This is a genomic window from Kocuria aegyptia, assembly GCF_039530085.1.
In the GTDB taxonomy this organism is placed as follows: Bacteria; Actinomycetota; Actinomycetes; order Actinomycetales; family Micrococcaceae; genus Kocuria; species Kocuria aegyptia.
In genome coordinates this window covers 65881-83005 of sequence record NZ_BAAAOA010000006.1, presented here as the reverse complement: position 1 = coordinate 83005, position 17125 = coordinate 65881, and the positions used below count along the sequence as shown (strand labels likewise).

The 17125-nt window shown below is 71.7% G+C and carries 18 protein-coding genes; 2 read left to right on the top strand and 16 right to left on the bottom strand.

Going from position 1 to position 17125, the window contains the following annotated elements:
• Positions 1 to 38 precede the first annotated feature (38 nt).
• Together ABD220_RS02235 and ABD220_RS02230 are read right to left on the bottom strand one after the other, a co-directional pair.
• Entirely contained in the window at positions 39 to 1184 is a 1146-nt protein-coding gene (locus ABD220_RS02235; RefSeq protein WP_344119430.1) for a mannitol-1-phosphate 5-dehydrogenase, read from the bottom strand.
• Positions 1184 to 3268, bottom strand: a complete 2085-nt coding sequence (locus ABD220_RS02230) for a PTS mannitol transporter subunit IICBA (RefSeq protein ID WP_344119428.1) — start codon at positions 3266 to 3268, stop codon at positions 1184 to 1186. The genes ABD220_RS02235 and ABD220_RS02230 overlap by 1 nt, the downstream gene beginning before the upstream one ends.
• A 185-nt stretch (positions 3269 to 3453) precedes the next feature.
• On the opposite strand from ABD220_RS02230, the gene coaA reads away from it, so the two are divergent.
• Positions 3454 to 4410 carry a type I pantothenate kinase gene (coaA, locus tag ABD220_RS02225; RefSeq protein ID WP_344119426.1) on the top strand — a complete coding sequence of 319 codons (957 nt, stop codon included), beginning with the start codon at positions 3454 to 3456 and terminating at the stop codon, positions 4408 to 4410.
• Complete coding sequence (locus ABD220_RS02220) at positions 4410 to 5222, top strand: M15 family metallopeptidase (RefSeq protein WP_344119424.1); 813 nt, start codon at positions 4410 to 4412, stop codon at positions 5220 to 5222. The genes coaA and ABD220_RS02220 overlap by 1 nt, the downstream gene beginning before the upstream one ends.
• A gap of 59 nt (positions 5223 to 5281) precedes the next feature.
• Here ABD220_RS02220 and glmM read toward each other — a convergent pair whose 3' ends face one another.
• The 14 genes from glmM to secY all read right to left on the bottom strand — a co-directional run bounded on the left by glmM (position 5282) and on the right by secY (position 16910).
• Positions 5282 to 6637: a phosphoglucosamine mutase gene (gene glmM, locus ABD220_RS02215; RefSeq protein ID WP_344119422.1), complete on the bottom strand. Its 1356-nt coding sequence runs from the start codon at positions 6635 to 6637 to the stop codon at positions 5282 to 5284.
• 133 nt (positions 6638 to 6770) lie between these two features.
• On the bottom strand, positions 6771 to 7277 hold the full coding sequence (rpsI, locus tag ABD220_RS02210; RefSeq protein ID WP_344119420.1) for a 30S ribosomal protein S9: 507 nt from the start codon (positions 7275 to 7277) through the stop codon (positions 6771 to 6773).
• A gap of 33 nt (positions 7278 to 7310) precedes the next feature.
• Complete coding sequence (gene rplM, locus ABD220_RS02205) at positions 7311 to 7754, bottom strand: 50S ribosomal protein L13 (RefSeq protein ID WP_017833326.1); 444 nt, start codon at positions 7752 to 7754, stop codon at positions 7311 to 7313.
• Between the two features lie 260 nt (positions 7755 to 8014).
• Positions 8015 to 9007 (bottom strand): tRNA pseudouridine synthase A, encoded by a 993-nt coding sequence (locus ABD220_RS02200; protein ID WP_344119416.1) that lies wholly within the window; start codon positions 9005 to 9007, stop codon positions 8015 to 8017.
• A gap of 101 nt (positions 9008 to 9108) precedes the next feature.
• A complete protein-coding gene (gene rplQ / locus ABD220_RS02195; protein WP_344119415.1) occupies positions 9109 to 9870 on the bottom strand; it encodes a 50S ribosomal protein L17, sunset domain variant in 762 nt (253 codons plus the stop codon).
• A 67-nt stretch (positions 9871 to 9937) separates the two neighbouring features.
• Complete coding sequence (locus ABD220_RS02190; protein ID WP_344119413.1) at positions 9938 to 10945, bottom strand: DNA-directed RNA polymerase subunit alpha; 1008 nt, start codon at positions 10943 to 10945, stop codon at positions 9938 to 9940.
• A 137-nt stretch (positions 10946 to 11082) separates the two neighbouring features.
• Positions 11083 to 11487 carry a 30S ribosomal protein S11 gene (rpsK, locus tag ABD220_RS02185; protein WP_017833322.1) on the bottom strand — a complete coding sequence of 135 codons (405 nt, stop codon included), beginning with the start codon at positions 11485 to 11487 and terminating at the stop codon, positions 11083 to 11085.
• Between the two features lie 94 nt (positions 11488 to 11581).
• Positions 11582 to 11950 (bottom strand): 30S ribosomal protein S13, encoded by a 369-nt coding sequence (gene rpsM, locus ABD220_RS02180; protein WP_344119411.1) that lies wholly within the window; start codon positions 11948 to 11950, stop codon positions 11582 to 11584.
• Positions 11951 to 12120: 170 nt separating this feature from the next.
• The gene (rpmJ, locus tag ABD220_RS02175; protein ID WP_017833320.1) at positions 12121 to 12234 is read right to left on the bottom strand and encodes a 50S ribosomal protein L36; all 114 of its coding nucleotides are present in this window, start codon (positions 12232 to 12234) and stop codon (positions 12121 to 12123) included.
• Between the two features lie 55 nt (positions 12235 to 12289).
• Complete coding sequence (gene infA / locus ABD220_RS02170; protein ID WP_017833319.1) at positions 12290 to 12511, bottom strand: translation initiation factor IF-1; 222 nt, start codon at positions 12509 to 12511, stop codon at positions 12290 to 12292.
• A gap of 258 nt (positions 12512 to 12769) precedes the next feature.
• A complete protein-coding gene (gene rlmN / locus ABD220_RS02165; protein WP_344119447.1) occupies positions 12770 to 13945 on the bottom strand; it encodes a 23S rRNA (adenine(2503)-C(2))-methyltransferase RlmN in 1176 nt (391 codons plus the stop codon).
• A gap of 50 nt (positions 13946 to 13995) precedes the next feature.
• Positions 13996 to 14832, bottom strand: coding sequence for a type I methionyl aminopeptidase (gene map / locus ABD220_RS02160; protein ID WP_344119406.1), 837 nt, complete (start codon positions 14830 to 14832; stop codon positions 13996 to 13998).
• 117 nt (positions 14833 to 14949) lie between these two features.
• The gene (locus tag ABD220_RS02155; RefSeq protein WP_344119404.1) at positions 14950 to 15513 is read right to left on the bottom strand and encodes an adenylate kinase; all 564 of its coding nucleotides are present in this window, start codon (positions 15511 to 15513) and stop codon (positions 14950 to 14952) included.
• 86 nt (positions 15514 to 15599) lie between these two features.
• A complete protein-coding gene (secY, locus tag ABD220_RS02150; RefSeq protein ID WP_344119403.1) occupies positions 15600 to 16910 on the bottom strand; it encodes a preprotein translocase subunit SecY in 1311 nt (436 codons plus the stop codon).
• Positions 16911 to 17125: the final 215 nt, after the last annotated feature.

The following is a 17125-nucleotide window of genomic DNA, read 5'->3' as shown; positions in this document are numbered from 1 at the left end:
CCGGCACGGCCCGCCCGCGGGGCCGGCGGAGCCTCGGGTCAGCCCCGGCGCTCCCGCACGGCGTCGGCCACCAGCGCCTCGAGCGGTGGGAAGAGGGGGTGCTCGGCGCTCAGTCCCGTGATCTCCCGGACGGCCTCGGCCGGGGCCAGCGCGTCGAGGAGCTCCCCCAGGCGGACGACCTCCGGGTCGTCGGCCGGGTCGAAGCGCAGGGCGGCCGCCACGGCCGCCTGCAGCCCGCCGGTGCCGAGGCCCCGTTCGGCGAGCTCGGCGGCCGGGCCCACGAAGCGCTCGTGCCGGCCGAGCTTGCGCAGCGGGGCCCGGCCGACGCGCTCGACGGTGTCCGGGAGGTGCTCGTTGGCGAAGCGGTCGAGGATCTTCGCGACGTACCGTCCGTGCTCCTGCTCGTCGAACCCGTGCTTCGCGACCAGCAGCGCCTGTGTCTCGGCGAGCGCCGCGGCGACCTGCTCCCGGATCCGGGGGTCGGCGATGGCCTCCGCGATGCGGTGCCGGCCGGCGCGGTAGCCGAAGTACGCGCACGCGGCGTGGCCGGTGTTGACCGTGAACAGCTTCCGCTCGATGTAGGGCACGAGGTCGTCGACGTACGTCGCCCCTTCGATGACCGGCTCGGTCCCCGCGAACGGGGTGCGGTCGATGACCCACTCGTGGAACTGCTCCACCACCACGTCGAGCCCGCCGCCGTCCTGCTGGGGCACGATCCGGTCGACGGCGGTGTTGGCGAACACCGTCCGCCGGTCGAGGTCCTCGCCGGCGTACTCGGCGCGGACCGCCTCGGCGAGCAGGTCCGTGGCGGACAGGGCGTTCTCGCACGCCATGACCGCCACGGGGGCGGCGCCGGCCGGGCGCGCGGCGAGGCCGCGGGCCACGAGCGGTGCCACGAACCTGAGGATGTGCGCGCCCACGGCCGTGGTGACCACGTCCGCCGTGGCGATCTCGGCGACCACGGCCTCCGGGTCGCTCGCCGAGTTGACCGCCCGGTACCCCTCGACGACCGTGTCCCGGGAGCCGGCGCCGACCTCGTGCACGGTGTAGCTGGGGGTCGAGGCCAGCGCGTCGATCAGCGGGGCCGCCACGTCGGCGAAGACCACCTCGTAGCCCGAGCGGTGCATGAGCAGCCCGACGAAGCCCCGGCCGATGTTGCCCGCCCCGAAGTGCACGCACTTCATCAGTCGTTCACCTTTCCCAGCAGGTCGAGCACTTCGTCGGCGGTCCTCGCCTCGTCCAGCTGCCGCACCTTCTCCTTGTTGCCGAAGATCTTCGCGACCCGGGAGAGGATCGCCAGGTGCTCGTTGTCGCGGCCGGCGATGCCGATCACCCAGGTGACGGGCTTGCCGTTCCAGTCCAGGCCCTCCGGGTACTTCACGACCGACAGGGCCGAGGAGCGGATGCTGTCCTTCGCCTGGTTGGTGCCGTGCGGGATGGCGAGGCCGTTGCCCATGAACGTGGACACCGACTTCTCCCGCTCGTGCATGGAGCTCACGTACTCGTCGGTGACGGCACCGGCCGCGACCAGCAGGCCGCCGGCCTCGTCGATGGCCTGTGCGGCGTTCCTCGCGCCGCCGTCCATCACGATCCGGTCCTTGGTGAGGATGGCGGCCCGGGACGCCCCGGAGTCCTCGTCCGCCGCCGCCACGGTGTCGCCGCCGGCGGGCTCGCTCCCGGTGCCGGCCGCGGCTGCTGCCGCACCGCCGCCGGCCGCACCGCCGCCGGCCGGGACTGCGGCGCCGTTGCGCTGCTGCACGGCCTGGACGATCTCGTCGTAGCGGGGGCTGCCCATGAAGTTGTCGACGGTCACCACCGAGGCGCTGGGCACCTTCGGCCGGGCCCGGGTGGCCAGGTCCTGGTGGGTGACCACGATGTCGAAGTCGTCGGTGAGGTTGGCGATCGACGCGTTGGTGACCTTGACGTCGCCGAAGCCGGCGGCCTTGACCTTGTTCCGCAGCACGGAGGCGCCCATCGCGGAGGAGCCCATGCCGGCGTCGCAGGCGAACACGATGTGCTGCACCGGAGCGCCCTCGGCCAGCTCACGGGTGCTGTGCCCGCCGGTGTCCGCACCGCCGCTGGTGCCGACCATGGCGGAGGCCACGGAGGACTTCTTGCCCTTCATCGTCTCCATCCGCGAGGTGGCCTCCGTGAGGTCCCCCTCGCCCTTGTCCTTGGAGGCCTTGAGGATGACCGAGGCCACGAAGAAGGACACCGCGGTCGCGGCCGTCACCGCGATCGCCACCCCCACGTAGCTGTCGGTGGTGGCCTGGGCGAACACCGCGATGATCGAGCCCGGGGCGGCCGGGGCGCGCAGACCGGCGTCGAAGAGGGTCAGGGTGAACACCCCGGTGGCCCCGCCGGCGATCGCGGCCAGGATCAGCGCGGGCTTCATCAGCACGTACGGGAAGTAGATCTCGTGGATGCCGCCCACGAAGTGGATCAGCGCCGCACCGGGGGCCGAGGCGCGGGCCGCGCCGCGGCCGAAGACCGTGTAGGCCAGCAGGATCCCCAGCCCGGGGCCGGGATTGGCCTCGAGCAGGAAGAGGATGGACTTGCCCTGCTCCAGGGCCTGGGCGGTGCCCAGCGGGGTGAGGATGCCGTGGTTGATCGCGTTGTTCAGGAACAGCACCTTGCCCGGCTCGATGAGGATCGAGGTCAGCGGCAGCAGCCCCCGGGTCACCAGGAAGTCCACCGCCGTGGCGGCCGCGTTGGAGAAGGCCAGCACGGCCGGGCCCACCAGGAAGAACCCGAAGATCGCCATCACCGCGGCCAGGATGCCGGCGGAGAAGTTGTTCACCAGCATCTCGAAGCCGGGCTTGATCTTCCCGTCCCAGAGGCTGTCGAGCTTCTTCATCACCCAGGCGGTCAGCGGGCCCATGAGCATGGCGCCGATGAACATGGGGATGTCGGTGCCCACGATCACGCCCATCGTGGCGATCGCCCCGACCACCCCGCCGCGGACGTCGTAGACCATCCGCCCGCCCGTGTAGGCGATCAGCAGCGGCAGGAGGTAGGTGATCATCGGGCCGACCAGGCCCGTGTGCGGCTCGCCCTCGGCGGTCTCGCCGAACCCGCCCAGCGGGCCGAAGGGGGTGAAGCCGGCCTCGATGAAGAATGCGGTGATCAGGCCCCAGGCGATGAACGCCCCGATGTTGGGCATGATCATGCCGGAGAGGAAGGTGCCGAAGCGCTGGACGTGCGCGCGGGCTGCGGTGGACCGGCCGCCCGCCGCTGCCGTGGTCTCTGAGGTCGTTGCCGTCGCCATGGTGCTGTCCTGACTCTCGAACGAGGTGGTGCTCCTCCGGCGGGGCGCCCGCGCGGGGCGCCCGCGCGGGGCGTCCGGGTGAGGCAGTTCACAGCCGATGCCGGATCGAGCTCAAATCTACACCTGGGTAGGACGCCTGTCTCCCGTTCGCCGGGGGCGTCCGGGGGCGGTCTAGACTGTGGTCGATGACCGCATCTACGCTGAGCGAACGCACGTCGCCCTTCGTGGAGCTCGACCGGCAGACCTGGTCGAGGCTCTCCCACGAGATCGACGTTCCTCTCACCTCTCGGGAGATCGAGAACCTGCGCGGCCTCGGCGACCGGCTCGACGTCGCGGAGGTCCGCGAGGTGTACCTCCCCCTCTCGCGGCTGCTGACCCTCTACGACGACTCCTCGAACCGGCTCAACGCCTCGACCAACGCGTTCCTCGGCGAGGAGCACGCCCGGACCCCGTTCGTGATCGGCATCGCCGGGTCGGTGGCCGCCGGGAAGTCCACCACGGCCCGGCTCCTGCGCGAGCTGCTCTCCCGGTGGCCGTCCACCCCCAACGTGCAGCTCATCACCACGGACGGGTTCCTGTACCCCAACGCGGAGCTGGAGCGCCGCGGGCTCATGGACCGCAAGGGCTTCCCGGAGTCCTACGACCGCCGCGCCCTGCTGCGCTTCGTGGCGAAGATCAAGTCGGGCGCCCCCGAGGTGCGGGCGCCCAAGTACTCGCACCACAGCTACGACATCCTGCCCGGCGAGGAGATCGTGGTGACCCGCCCCGACGTGGTGATCATCGAGGGGCTCAACGTGCTCGCCCCCGCCAAGGTGGGCCCCGGGGACCGGGCCGCCCTCGCGCTGAGCGACTTCTTCGACTTCTCCATCTACGTGGACGCCCGCCCCGCGGACATCGAGCACTGGTACGTGGAGCGCTTCCAGGCCCTGCGCTACTCCGCCTTCGCCGACCCCGGCTCCTACTTCCACCGCTACGCCGACCTCTCCGACGAGGCGGCCGTGGCCACCGCCACCGGCATCTGGCGGCGGATCAACGAGCCGAACCTGATCGAGAACGTGCAGCCGACCCGCGGCCGCGCCCGGCTGATCCTCTCCAAGGAGTCCGACCACTCGATCCGGCGCGTGCTGCTGCGCAAGAACTGATGGACGCCGTGCGCGCCGGCGCCCTCCTGCTCGCCGCCGCCGTGCTCGCCGCCGGGTGCGCACCGGATCCCGCGGGCGCTCCCCCGGCCCCGCCGGCCCCCTCGGCCACCACGCCGGCCACGTCCGCCGCCGCCTCCGGTGCACCCACCTCGGGTCCGGCGCCGTCGTCGGGTCCGGCGCCGTCGGGTCCCGGTGCCGTCCCGGAGCGGGACCCCCAACCGCGCCCGGACCTGGACGACCCCGCCTCGCTCGCCGTCGTGGTCAACAAGCAGCGCCCCCTCGACCCGCAGGACTGGGCTCCGCCCGCCCTCGAGGACGTCGAGGGACACCTGCTGCGCCCCGAGGCGGCCGCCGCGGCGCGGGCGCTGCTGGCCGCCGCCCGGGCCGAGGGCGTGCCGATCCGGATCGTGTCGGGCTACCGCTCCTACGCCGAGCAGTCGGACACCTACGCCGGATGGGTCGCGCAGAAGGGCCGTGCGGGCGCCGACACGGTGTCCGCCCGGCCGGGCCACTCCGAGCACCAGACGGGGCTGGCCGTGGACGTCGGCGACGGCTCCGGGTGCGAGCTGCGCGAGTGCTTCGACGGGACGGCCACCGCCGCCTGGGTGGCCGAGCACGGGCCGGAGCACGGCTTCGTGGTGCGCTACCCCTGGGGCGAGCACGGCACCACCGGCTACTGGTACGAGCCGTGGCACCTGCGCTACCTGGGCCCGGAGCGGGCCCAGGAGCTCGTGCGCTCGGGCGCCGCGACGCTGGAGGAGTTCTCCGGCCTGCCCCCGGCCCCGGACTACGGACCGCCCGCCCCGCGCTGACCGCCGGACGCCGCAGGCCCGCAGCGGCGGCAGCTCCGGTGCGGGCCTGCGGGGCCGGCTCAGACGGTCAGGGCCAGCTCGCGCTCCACGACGGCAGCGAGGAACGCCGTCTCGGCCCGGGCGATCTCCTCGGAGGCCGCCTCCACCATCACGCGGACCACGGGCTCGGTCCCCGAGGGACGCAGCAGCACGCGGCCCGTCTCGCCGAGTCGCTGCTCGACCTCCGCGACGGCCGCCTGCACACCGGGGTTGGAGCCCACGGCGGCGCGGTCCACGCCGCGCACGTTGAGCAGCACCTGCGGCAGCCGGGTCATGACCCGGGCCAGCTCCGCGAGCGGCGCGCGGGTCTGGGCCACCCGCGAGGCCAGCATCAGCCCGGTCAGCAGCCCGTCCCCGGTGGTGGCGTAGTCGGACATGATGACGTGGCCGGACTGCTCGCCGCCCAGGTTGTACCCGTGCTCGGTCATCGTCTCGAGGACGTAGCGGTCCCCCACGGCGGTCTCGCGCACGTCGATCCCCGCCTCGCGCAGGGCGAGCTTGAGACCGAGGTTGCTCATCACGGTGGCCACGAGCGTGTCGTCGACGAGCCGGCCCGCGTCCTTCAGCGCCAGGGCGAGGATCGCCATGATCTGGTCCCCGTCGACCTCCCGGCCGGTGGCGTCCACGGCGAGGCAGCGGTCGGCGTCGCCGTCGTGGGCGATCCCGAGGTCTGCGCCGAGCTCGACGACGGCCCGCCGGAGGGGCTCCAGGTGGGTCGAGCCGCAGCCGTCGTTGATGTTCAGGCCGTCGGGCTCCGCGCCGATGACGTGCACGTCGGCGCCCGCGCCGCGGAACGCGTCCGGCGAGACGCCGCTGGCGGCGCCGTTGGCGCAGTCCAGGACCACGCGCATCCCCTCGAGCCGGTGCGGGATGGCGCCCACGAGGTGCAGGACGTAGCGGTCCTCCGCGTCCGTGAGCAGGTGGATGCGCCCGACCCCGGCGCCGGTGGGGCGACGGAAGTCGCCGGACTCGAAGACCTGCTGGATCTCGTCCTCCACCCGGTCCGGCAGCTTCCGCCCGCCGTGGGCCAGGAACTTGATCCCGTTGTCGGGGGCCGGGTTGTGCGAGGCGGAGATCATCACGCCGAAGTCGGCGTCGAGGTCCGCCACGAGGTAGGCCAGTGCGGGGGTCGGCAGGACGCCGGCGTCGTGGACGTCCACGCCGGACCCGGCGAGACCCGCGGTGACCGCGGCACTGAGGAACTCCCCGCTGGCGCGCCCGTCCCGGGCGACGACCGCCGTGGGGCGCCGTCCTTCGCGTGCGCGGCCGTGGCCGAGCACGATCGCGGCGGCCTGGGCCAGGTCCAGGGTCATGTTGGCTGTGAGGAGGTCGTTCGCGAGCCCGCGCACGCCGTCCGTTCCGAATAATCTAGACATCGCCCCCCATCCTACGTTCCCCGCGTCCCGGACAGCGGCAGGCGGGCGAGAACGAACGGACCCCGCCCGACACCGGTGTGCACCGGGTCGGACGGGGTCCGGGACGCTGGGGCCGGGCCAGGCGGCCCTCCGATCAGCGCTTCGAGTACTGCGGGGCCTTGCGGGCCTTCTTGAGACCGGCCTTCTTGCGCTCGATGACGCGCGGGTCGCGCGTCAGGAAGCCGGCCTTCTTGAGGGTCGGGCGGTTGTTCTCGACGTCGATCTCGTTCAGCGCGCGCGCCACGCCGTGGCGCAGGGCACCGGCCTGGCCGGAGGGGCCACCGCCGTGGATGCGGGCGATGACGTCGTAGGCGCCCTCGAGCTCCAGCACCTTGAAGGGGTCGTTGACCTCCTGCTGGTGCAGCTTGTTCGGGAAGTAGTTCTCCAGGGTGCGGCCGTTGACGGTCCACTGGCCGGAGCCGGGGACGACGCGCACGCGGGCCACGGCCTCCTTGCGGCGGCCGACGGCCTGGCCGGAGACGGTGAGGGCCGGGCGCTCCGCGGCGGCCGCGGTCTCCTCGACGGGGGCGGACTCGGAGGTGTAGCTGCTCAGCTGCTCCTCGCCGTCCACGATGTTCTGCTCTTCAGTATTCTGAGCCACGATTTTCCTCGCTAGTTTCTGTCGTAGGCCCGGTTACTGGGCGACCTGGGTGAACTCGAAGGTCTGCGGCTGCTGGGCACCGTGCGGGTGCTCCGGGCCGGCGTAGACCTTGAGCTTGGACATCTGCTGGGCGGCCAGCTTGTTCTTCGGGAGCATGCCACGGATGGCCTTCTCCACGGCGCGGACCGGGTGCTTCTCGAGCAGCTCGGCGTAGGAGCTGGACTTGAGCCCGCCCGGGTAGCCGGAGTGGCGGTAGGCCCGCTTCTTCTCGAGCTTGGAGCCGGTCAGGGCCACCTTCTCGGCGTTGATGATGATGACGAAATCACCGGCGTCCACGTGGGGAGCAAAGGTCGGCTTGTGCTTTCCGCGCAGCAGCGTTGCGGTCTGGCTGGCAAGACGACCCAGGACGACGTCGGTGGCATCGATGACGTGCCACTGGCGCTGGATGTCACCGGGCTTCGGGGTGTACGTACGCACGTTAGTTTGCCTTCGTTCGGGTTATCTCGGTGGCGCTAGTTGGGATCACGCCGTTTCTCGGTGTGCCGTCCGGGGCTCGGGTGAGGGCCGAGCTGCATCCGGTGCCCGAGACCCCGGTGCACCGGACCGCCAGGCGTCCTGCAACGGGACAGCGGATCCGGGTACACGTGAACCGAGGCGGGACACGCACAACAGCACCCCACGGTACCGGATGGAGCCGCCAAAGACCACTCGGGCCATACACCCGGGAGCTGCGGCGGTCAATCTCCCCGCGGGCGCCCCGGGCCCTCGGCCGCCCGGGGCTCGCCGGGCCGGGGGTCCCCGAGAGCGTCGCGCACTGCCCCGGGGCGGGGGGCGCCGAGCGGGCTGCGCCGCGCCCGGGTGCGCTCGGCCCGCTCCCCCAGGGCGGCGTCCCCGGGATAGCGGACCTCCTCGAGCACGAGGGCGTGCGGCGGGGCCAACAGCGCCTTGGCGTCCCGGACCCGCTCCGCGAGCCGGCGGCCGAGCCAGTCCTGGTCCTCGCGGCCCGCGCCCACGCGGGCGGCCGCGCCCACGACCGAGCGGACCATGTGGTGGCAGAAGGCGTCCGCCTCGATGCCCAGCAGCACGAGCCCGTCCCGGTCCCGCTCGACGGACACGTCCAGGACCTCGCGCACCGTGGTGGCGCCCTCCCGCGGGCGGCAGAAGGACAGGAAGTCGTGCAGCCCCACCAGCTCCTGCGCCGCCCGGGCCATCACGGGCACGTCCAGCACGTCCTTCGTCCACCACGTCAGGTGCCGGGTCAGCGGGTCCCGGCCCGCCGCGCCGTCGTCGATCCGGTAGCTGTAGCGCCGGGAGACGGCGGAGAAGCGGGCGTCGAAACCGGCCGGGGCGGCACCCGCGTGGCGGACGACCACGGCGCCCGGGCACTCCGGCAGGCCCTGTTCCCGGCGGCCGCGGCCCAGGAGGTGCGCCAGCGCCCCGGTGAGGCGGCGTTCGAGCGCGCGCGCCGGGTCCTCCCCCCGGCCGCGGGCGAGTCCCGCCCACTCCCCCGGCGCGAGGTCCAGGTGCGCCACCTGGCCACGGGCGTGCACGCCCGTGTCCGTCCGGCCGGCCACCACGACCCGCACGTCACGGCGGACCAGCACGGCGAGGGCGTCCTCCAGGACTCCCTGCACGGTGGGCAGGCCCGGCTGGCGGGCCCACCCGGAGAACGGCGCGCCGTCGTAGGCCAGGTCGATCCGCACGCGCACGGGGGTCTCGGACGGGCTCATGGTCAGCTCCTGGGGTGGGGTCGGGCAGGGGGCGGGCACGACGACGCCGCCGGGGACCAGGTCCCCGGCGGCGTCGTCGTGTCCGTCCGTACGGCGTCCGGTCAGCGCAGCTTCTGCGCGGCGGCGCCACCGGCCGGCTGGAAGCCGGCGGCCTCGGCGTTGGCCGGCGAGTCGAACCAGATCTCGGCGGTGGTCCCCGCGTACCAGCGCGAGCCGGGCACGTGGTACTTCATCGAGTTCTTGTTGCCCTTGACCTCGAAGCCCTCGGGGGCCTCGCCGGACTCGAGCGGGGCGTGCGAGCCGGGGAACTCCGCGTCGGAGTTCTCGGCGGCGACCTCGGCGGCCTGCTCGGAGCCGACCTCGGGGGCCTGCTCGGCGGCGGGGATCTCCTCGGCGGCGACCTCGTCGGCGGTGGACTCGGCCGGGGTGTCGACCGGGGCCGCGGGGGCCGGGGCGGCCTTCGCCGTGGCGCGCTCGGCCTCGGCCACGGTCGCCTTGGTCGCGACGGGCTCCATCACGAGCTCGATGACCGCCATGGGGGCGTTGTCGCCCTTGCGGTTGCCGATCTTCGTGATGCGGGTGTAGCCGCCGTTGCGGTCCTCCATCGCCGAGGCGATGGTCGTGAACAGCTCGTGCACCACGGACTTGTCGGTCAGCTGCGCCAGCACGCGGCGCCGGGCCGCCAGGTCACCGCGCTTGGCGAAGGTGATCAGGCGCTCGGCGTAGGGACGCATCCGCTTGGCCTTCGTCACGGTGGTGGTGATGCGCTTGTGCTCGAACAGCTGCTGCGACAGGTTCGCCAGCATCAGGCGCTCGTGCGCGGGTCCGCCTCCGAGGCGGGGTCCCTTGGTGGGAGTAGGCATGGTTGTTGATCTCCTGGAAGTGTGTCCCGGCCCGGGCGGGCACCCGTCGGGACGTCAGCGGGAAGGACTAGTGGTCGTCGTCGTCGAACGGGTTCTCGTCGTCGATCGCGGCGGCGCGAGCGGCGAGATCGAAACCGGGGGGCGAGTCCTTGAGGGACAGCCCGAGGTCGACGAGCTTGGCCTTGACCTCGTCGATCGACTTGGCGCCGAAGTTGCGGATGTCCATCAGGTCCGCCTCGGAGCGGCCCACGAGCTCACCCACGGTGTGGATGCCCTCGCGCTTGAGGCAGTTGTAGGACCGCACGGTGAGCTCGAGGTCCTCGATGGGCAGCGCCATGTCGGCGGCCATCGCCGCGTCCGTCGGCGAGGGACCGATCTCGATGCCCTCGGCGGCCGCGTTGAGCTCCCGGGCCAGACCGAACAGCTCCACCAGGGTGGTGCCGGCGGAGGCCACGGCGTCGCGCGGGGTGATGGCCTCCTTGGTCTCCACGTCCAGGACCAGCTTGTCGAAGTCGGTGCGCTGCTCCACGCGGGTGGCCTCCACGCGGAAGGTCACCTTCAGGACGGGCGAGTAGATCGAGTCGACCGGGATGCGGCCGATCTCCGCGTCCCCGGCCTTGTTCTGGGCGGCGGAGACGTAGCCGCGCCCGCGCTCGATGGTCAGCTCGAGCTCGAGCTGGCCCTTCGCGTTGAGGGTCGCGATGTGCAGCTCCGGGTTGTGGATCTCCACACCGGCCGGGGCCGTGATGTCCGCGGCGGTGACGACGCCGGGCCCCTGCTTGCGCAGGTAGGCGACGACGGGCTCGTCCTGCTCCGAGGAGACGGCGAGCTTCTTGATGTTGAGAATGACCTCGGAGACGTCCTCCTTCACGCCCTCCACGGTGGAGAACTCGTGGAGCACCCCGTCGAGCCGGATGCTGGTCACGGCAGCACCGGGGATCGAGGACAGGAGGGTGCGGCGGAGGGAGTTGCCGAGGGTGTAGCCGAAGCCGGGCTCGAGCGGTTCGATCACGAAGCGGGACCGGTTGTCGGCCACGACCTCTTCAGAGAGGGTGGGGCGCTGTGCGATGAGCACTGATGTTTCCTTTCAGCGGGCATCCGCTATATGACGCGCGCAAATGGTGGAAAACAGTTGATGGGTGCGGACCGGTGCCCGGTCCGTTGTCGGCACGCCCACCGGGACCCCGCGGGGTCCCGGTGGGCGTGCGCACATCAGACGCGGCGGCGCTTCGGCGGACGGCAGCCGTTGTGCGCGCTCGGGGTGACGTCCGAGATGGAGCCGACCTCCAGGCCCGTGGCCTGCAGGGAGCGGATGGCGGTCTCGCGTCCGGAGCCGGGGCCCTTGACGAACACGTCGACCTTGCGCATGCCGTGCTCCTGCGCGCGCTTCGCGGCGGCCTCGGCGGCCATCTGGGCCGCGAAGGGGGTGGACTTCCGAGAGCCCTTGAAACCCATCTCGCCGGCGGACGACCAGGAGAGGACGGCGCCGGAGGGGTCGGTGATGGTGACGATGGTGTTGTTGAACGTCGACTTGATGTGGGCCTGGCCCTGGGTGACGTTCTTCTTGTCCTTGCGGCGGGGCTTGCGGGCAGCCGCTGCGCGAGTCTTCGGGGGCATGGATTTCTCCTACAAAGTTTTCAGGAAGAGCAGTGAAGAGTGGTGGTGGGCCGCTCGGGGGACCGCGGGGTCCTGGCGCGCGAGCGGCGGCGGGCTACTTCTTCTTGCCGGCGACCGTGCGCTTCGGACCCTTGCGGGTGCGGGCGTTGGTCTTGGTGCGCTGACCGTGCACGGGCAGGCCGCGGCGGTGCCGGATGCCCTGGTAGCTGCCGATCTCGACCTTCCGGCGGATGTCGGCGGCCACCTCGCGGCGGAGGTCACCCTCAACCTTGTAGTTGCCTTCGATGTAGTCGCGCAGCTCCACGAGCTGTGCATCGGTGAGTTCGCGCACGCGCAGGTCGCCCGAGATGCCGGTGGCGTCCAGGGTTTCGAGCGCGCGGGTGCGACCCACGCCGTAGATGTAGGTGAGCGCAATTTCCAGCCGCTTTTCGCGGGGAAGGTCGACGCCTGCGAGACGAGCCATATCGGCGGTTCTCCTTGTGCTGTTCCAGAGGTCTGGAGCATCGCTGCCCGGTCGGTGACGTCATGTCCGTCCGCCGGTCCCCGGCCTCTGTACCGGGGGCACCCGCCTGGATCTCTCCGGTCGGGAGCGGTGCCGTTGTCGATCCACTTGCGTGGAATAGTCGGGGCTGGTCAGCCCTGACGCTGTTTGTGGCGCGGGTTCTCGCAGATCACCATGACCCGCCCGTTGCGGCGGATCACCTTGCACTTGTCGCAGATCGGCTTCACGCTCGGTTGGACCTTCATCGCATTCCTTCGCGTCGTTCTCTCGAGTGGTGTGCGGCCCGGACGGCCGCCGGTCCTACTTGTAGCGGTAGACGATACGACCGCGGGTGAGGTCGTACGGGCTCAGCTCCACCACCACGCGGTCCTCGGGGAGGATCCGGATGTAGTGCTGCCGCATCTTCCCGGAGATGTGGGCGAGGACCAGGTGACCGTTGTTCAGCTCAACGCGGAACATCGCGTTGGGCAGAGCCTCGACCACAGTGCCTTCGATCTCGATGACGCCGTCTTTCTTGGCCATATCCTCCGCTAACTTCTGGGTCCGCCCGCCGGGGCGGCGAGCAGGGTTTCGGGTGTACATCGTCGTTAAACGCCGCAGCGGACCCGTACGCGTGCACCATCACCGTTCGTGGTGCACGGTGATGGTCGGCGCGGTCCGATGTGTGCGGAATCGCTGGAGCACAGACAACCAACAGGACACTCTACGGGATCGGGGCCGCCCCCCGCAACGCGGGAGGCGGCCCCGGGGAGCGGAGCCGGGCCCGGAGGGCGACGGCGCTCAGACGGTCGCGGCGAGCTGCCCGCAGGCCCCGTCGATGTCGGAACCGCGGGTGTCCCGCACGGTGGTGGGGATGCCGTGCGCCCGCAGGCGCTCCACGAAGTTCTGCTCCACGCCGGGACGCGAGGCCGTCCACTTCGAGCCCGGGGTCGGGTTGAGCGGGATGGGGTTCACGTGCACCCAGCCGCCGCCGCGGGCGTTGAGCTTCTCCCCGAGGAGGTCGGCGCGCCACCCGTGGTCGTTGATGTCGCGGATCAGGGCGTACTCGATCGAGACCCGCCGGCCCGTGGCCTGGTAGTAGTCGTAGGCGGCGTCGAGGGCCTCGTCGACCTTCCAGCGGGTGTTGATGGGGATGAGCTCGTCCCGCAGCTCGTCGTCCGGGGCGTGCAGGGACAGCGCCAGCGTGACCGGCAGCTTCTCCTGCGTGAACTTCCGGATGCCCGGCACGAGGCCCACCGTGGACATGGTGATCCCGCGGGCCGAGATCCCGAGGCCCTCGGGGGAGGGATCGATGAGCCGGTGGATCGCGCCGATCGACGCCTTGTAGTTGGCGAGGGCCTCCCCCATGCCCATGAACACGATGTTGGAGATGCGCAGCGGCTCCTGCTCGGCCCGCCCGACCCGGCCGCCGCGGAGCATCCGCGCGCCCTGCACCACCTGCTCGACCATCTCCGCGGTGGAGAGGTTGCGGGTCAGGCCCGCCTGGCCGGTCGCGCAGAAGGGGCAGTTCATGCCGCAGCCGGCCTGGGAGGAGATGCACATGGTCACCCGGTGGGTGTAGCGCATGAGCACCGACTCCACGGTGGCCCCGTCGAAGCACCGGTGGACGTTCTTGACGGTGTCCCCCTGGTCGGCCTCGAGGCTGCGCACGGTCGTCAGCAACGGCGGCAGGACCTGGGAGACGAGCTCCTCCCGGCCCGCCGCGGGCAGGTCGGTCATGTCCTCCGGGGCGGTGGCGAACCGGTCGAAGTAGTGCCGGGAGAGCTGGCCCGCGCGGAAGGGCTGGTGCCCCAGCTCGGCGAGGAACTCCCGGCGGCCCGCCATGTCGAAGTCGGCGAGGTGGCGCGGGGGCTTGCCGCGCCGCGGCGCGGTGAAGGTCAGCTGACCGGGCCGCGGCCTCACGGTGAGCTCGACGGGCGTGCGGGTCGTGCTGCTCTGCTGCGGCTGCTGGGCCACGGTGTTCTCCTCGCGGTCTCGCGGGTCCGGGGTGGTGGTGGAGCGCCGGTTCACGGCAGGTCCTCCGGGATCGGGACGGGGCGCACGCCGAGGGGCTCGAGCTCCGAGGCCCCGCCGTCCTCGGCCGTGAGCACCCAGACGCCGTCGGCGTGCAGGGCCACGGAGTGCTCCCACTGGCTGGAGCGGGCGCCGTCGGTGGTGACCACGGTCCACTCGTCGTCGAGCACGCGGGTGCCGATGCCGCCGCGCACGAGCATCGGCTCAATGGCCAGCGCCATCCCGGCGCGCAGGCGGGGACCGCGGTCGGTGCTGCGGAAGTTGAGGACGTCGGGGGCCATGTGCATCTTGGAGCCGATGCCGTGGCCCACGTACTCCTCGAGGATGCCGAAGCGGTGCCCGGAGACCTTCCGCACGTAGTCCTCCACGGCCGCGCCGATGTCGCCGACGTGCGTGCCGGTGGCCGCCGCCGCGATGCCGTGCCACATGGCGTTGCGGGTGACGTCGGAGAGCTCGGCGTCCGCGGGGTCGGGCCGGCCCAGCAGCACGGTACGCGCCGAGTCACCGTGCCAGCCTCCGACGATCGCCCCGCCGTCCACGGAGAGGATGTCGCCCTCCTCCAGCACCTGCTCCCCCGGGATGCCGTGGACCACCACCTCGTTGACGGACACGCACACCGCGGCGGGATAGCCGAAGTAGCCCAGGAAGTTGGAGCTCGCCCCGTGCTCGTCGAGAACGGAGCGGAAGACGTCGTCGAGGGACGCCGTGGTCGCGCCGGGGACGGCGGCCGCCACCGCGGCGTCGAGGGCGCGCGAGGTCACCACCCCGGCGCGCTGCATGGCGTGCAGCTGGGCGTTGGTCTTGTACTCGATCCGGCGTCGGCCGAACATGCGGTCTTCCTTCCGAGCCGCTCCCCCGGTCGGGGAGCTCGCGGCTGTCGTGGGTTAAACGTGAGACCCCCGGGGGTGTCCGGGGGTGTCACGGAGTGCGTGGTGCGCAACGGTGCGTCAGGACAGCGCTGTCATGATCCGTTGGGAGACCTCGTCGACGGTCCCCAGGCCGTCCACCTCGCGGACGACGCCGCGCCGGTCGTAGACGTCGACGACGGCGGCGGTCTCCGCGTCGTACACGTCGAGGCGGTGCCGGATCACCGACTCCGTGTCGTCGGTGCGTCCCTCCTTCTGGGCGCGCCCGAGGAGCCGCTGGACGAGCTCGTCGCGGTCGGCGGTCAGCTTCAGCACGACGTCGAGCTCCTGGCCCAGCCCGGCCAGGATGGCGTCGAGCTCCTCCACCTGCGCCGCGTTGCGCGGGTAGCCGTCGAGCAGGAAGCCGTCGGCGGTGTCCGCCTCGGCGAGGCGGTCGCGGACCATCCGGTTGGTCACCGAGTCCGGGACGAGGTCGCCGGCGTCGATGTAGCTCTTGGCCTCCTGCCCCAGCGGGGTCCGGCCCTTGATGTTGGCCCGGAAGATGTCCCCGGTGGAGATCGCCGGGATGCCGAGCCGCTCCGAGATGCGCACGGCCTGCGTGCCCTTGCCTGCGCCGGGGGGGCCGATGATGAGCATGCGGGTCATGAAGTCTCCTTGCGGTCGGTGCTGGCTGCGGTCACAGTCTACCGGGCGGTCCCCGCCGTGCCCGGCGAGGGGCGGCGGGGCGGGGGTCAGCGCAGCAGGCCCTCGTAGTTGCGCTGCTGCAGCTGGGCCTCGATCTGCTTCACCGTGTCCAGGCCCACGCCCACCATGATCAGCAGCGACGGCCCGCCGAAGGGGAAGTTCTGGTTCGCGTTGATCAGCACGAGCGCCACCAGCGGGATCATCGACACGATGCCCAGGTAGAGGGCGCCCGGGAACGTGATCCGGCTCAGCACGTAGGCGAGGTACTTCTCGGTGGGACGGCCCGCGCGGATCCCCGGGATGAAGCCGCCGTAGCGCTTCATGTTGTTGGAGACCTCCTCCGGGTTGAAGGTGATCGACACGTAGAAGTACGTGAAGAACACGATCATCAGGAAGTACATCGCCATGTAGACCGGGTGGTCGCCGGTGATCAGGTAGGTGTTGATCCAGTTGACCCAGCCGGGGATGTCCGTCCCGTCGTCCGGCATGCCGAACTGGGCGAGCATGCCGGGGAGCATGAGCATGGAGGACGCGAAGATGATGGGGATGACACCGGCCATGTTGACCTTGAGCGGGATGTAGGTGGTGGTCCCCCCGATCGTGCGCCGGCCCACCATCCGCTTGGCGTACTGCACGGGCACGCGGCGCTGGGACTGCTCCACGAAGACCACGCAGGTGATCACCACGAGCCCCACGGCCAGCACGGAGAGGAACACGCCCCAGCCGCGGGTGCGCAGGATCTCGCCCAGCGCGGAGGGGAAGGTCGCGGCGATGGAGGTGAAGATGAGCAGGGACATGCCGTTGCCCACGCCCCTCTCCGTGATCCGCTCCCCCAGCCACATGATGATCGCCGTCCCGGCGGTCATCGTGATGATGATGATCAGCACGGTCAGCCAGGTGTCGTCCGGGATGATCGGCAGGGGGCAGTCCCCCAGCAGGGCCCCGGACCGCGCCAGCGAGACCACCGTGGTGGCGTTGAGCAGCGCGAGGCCGATGGTGAGGTAGCGGGTGTACTGCGTCAGCTGCGTCTGGCCCTGCGCGCCCTCCTCGTGCAGCTCCTGGAAGCGCGGGATGACCACGCGCAGCAGCTGCACGATGATGCTCGCGGTGATGTAGGGCATGACGCCCAGGGCGAAGACCGACAGCTGCAGCAGGGCGCCACCGCTGAAGAGGTTCACCATGTCGTACACGCCGCCCGTGGTGGTCCCGAGGGCCAGGCACTGCTGCACGTTGCCGTAGTCGACGCCCGGCGCCGGGATGAACGTGCCCAGGCGGTAGAGCACGATGAGAGCGAGGGTGAACCCCAGCTTGCGTCGCAGGTCCGGGGTTCGCAACGCCCGTCCGAAAGCGCTGAGCACATGTCCTCCTAGAGACTGGGTCCGACCGGCATCCGGTGGCGGGGGGTGTGGTGGTGCGGGAGCTCGGTCCGGGGTCCGCGCACCCGGTGGGCACGGACGACTCCGGCAAGTCTAACGAACGCGGCGCGCGGGGCCCGTCCGGGCGCGCGCCGACGGGGCGGGCTCGTGCCCGGGTGACGGATCAGGCCCCGCCCACGCTGGCGTGGACGGGGCCT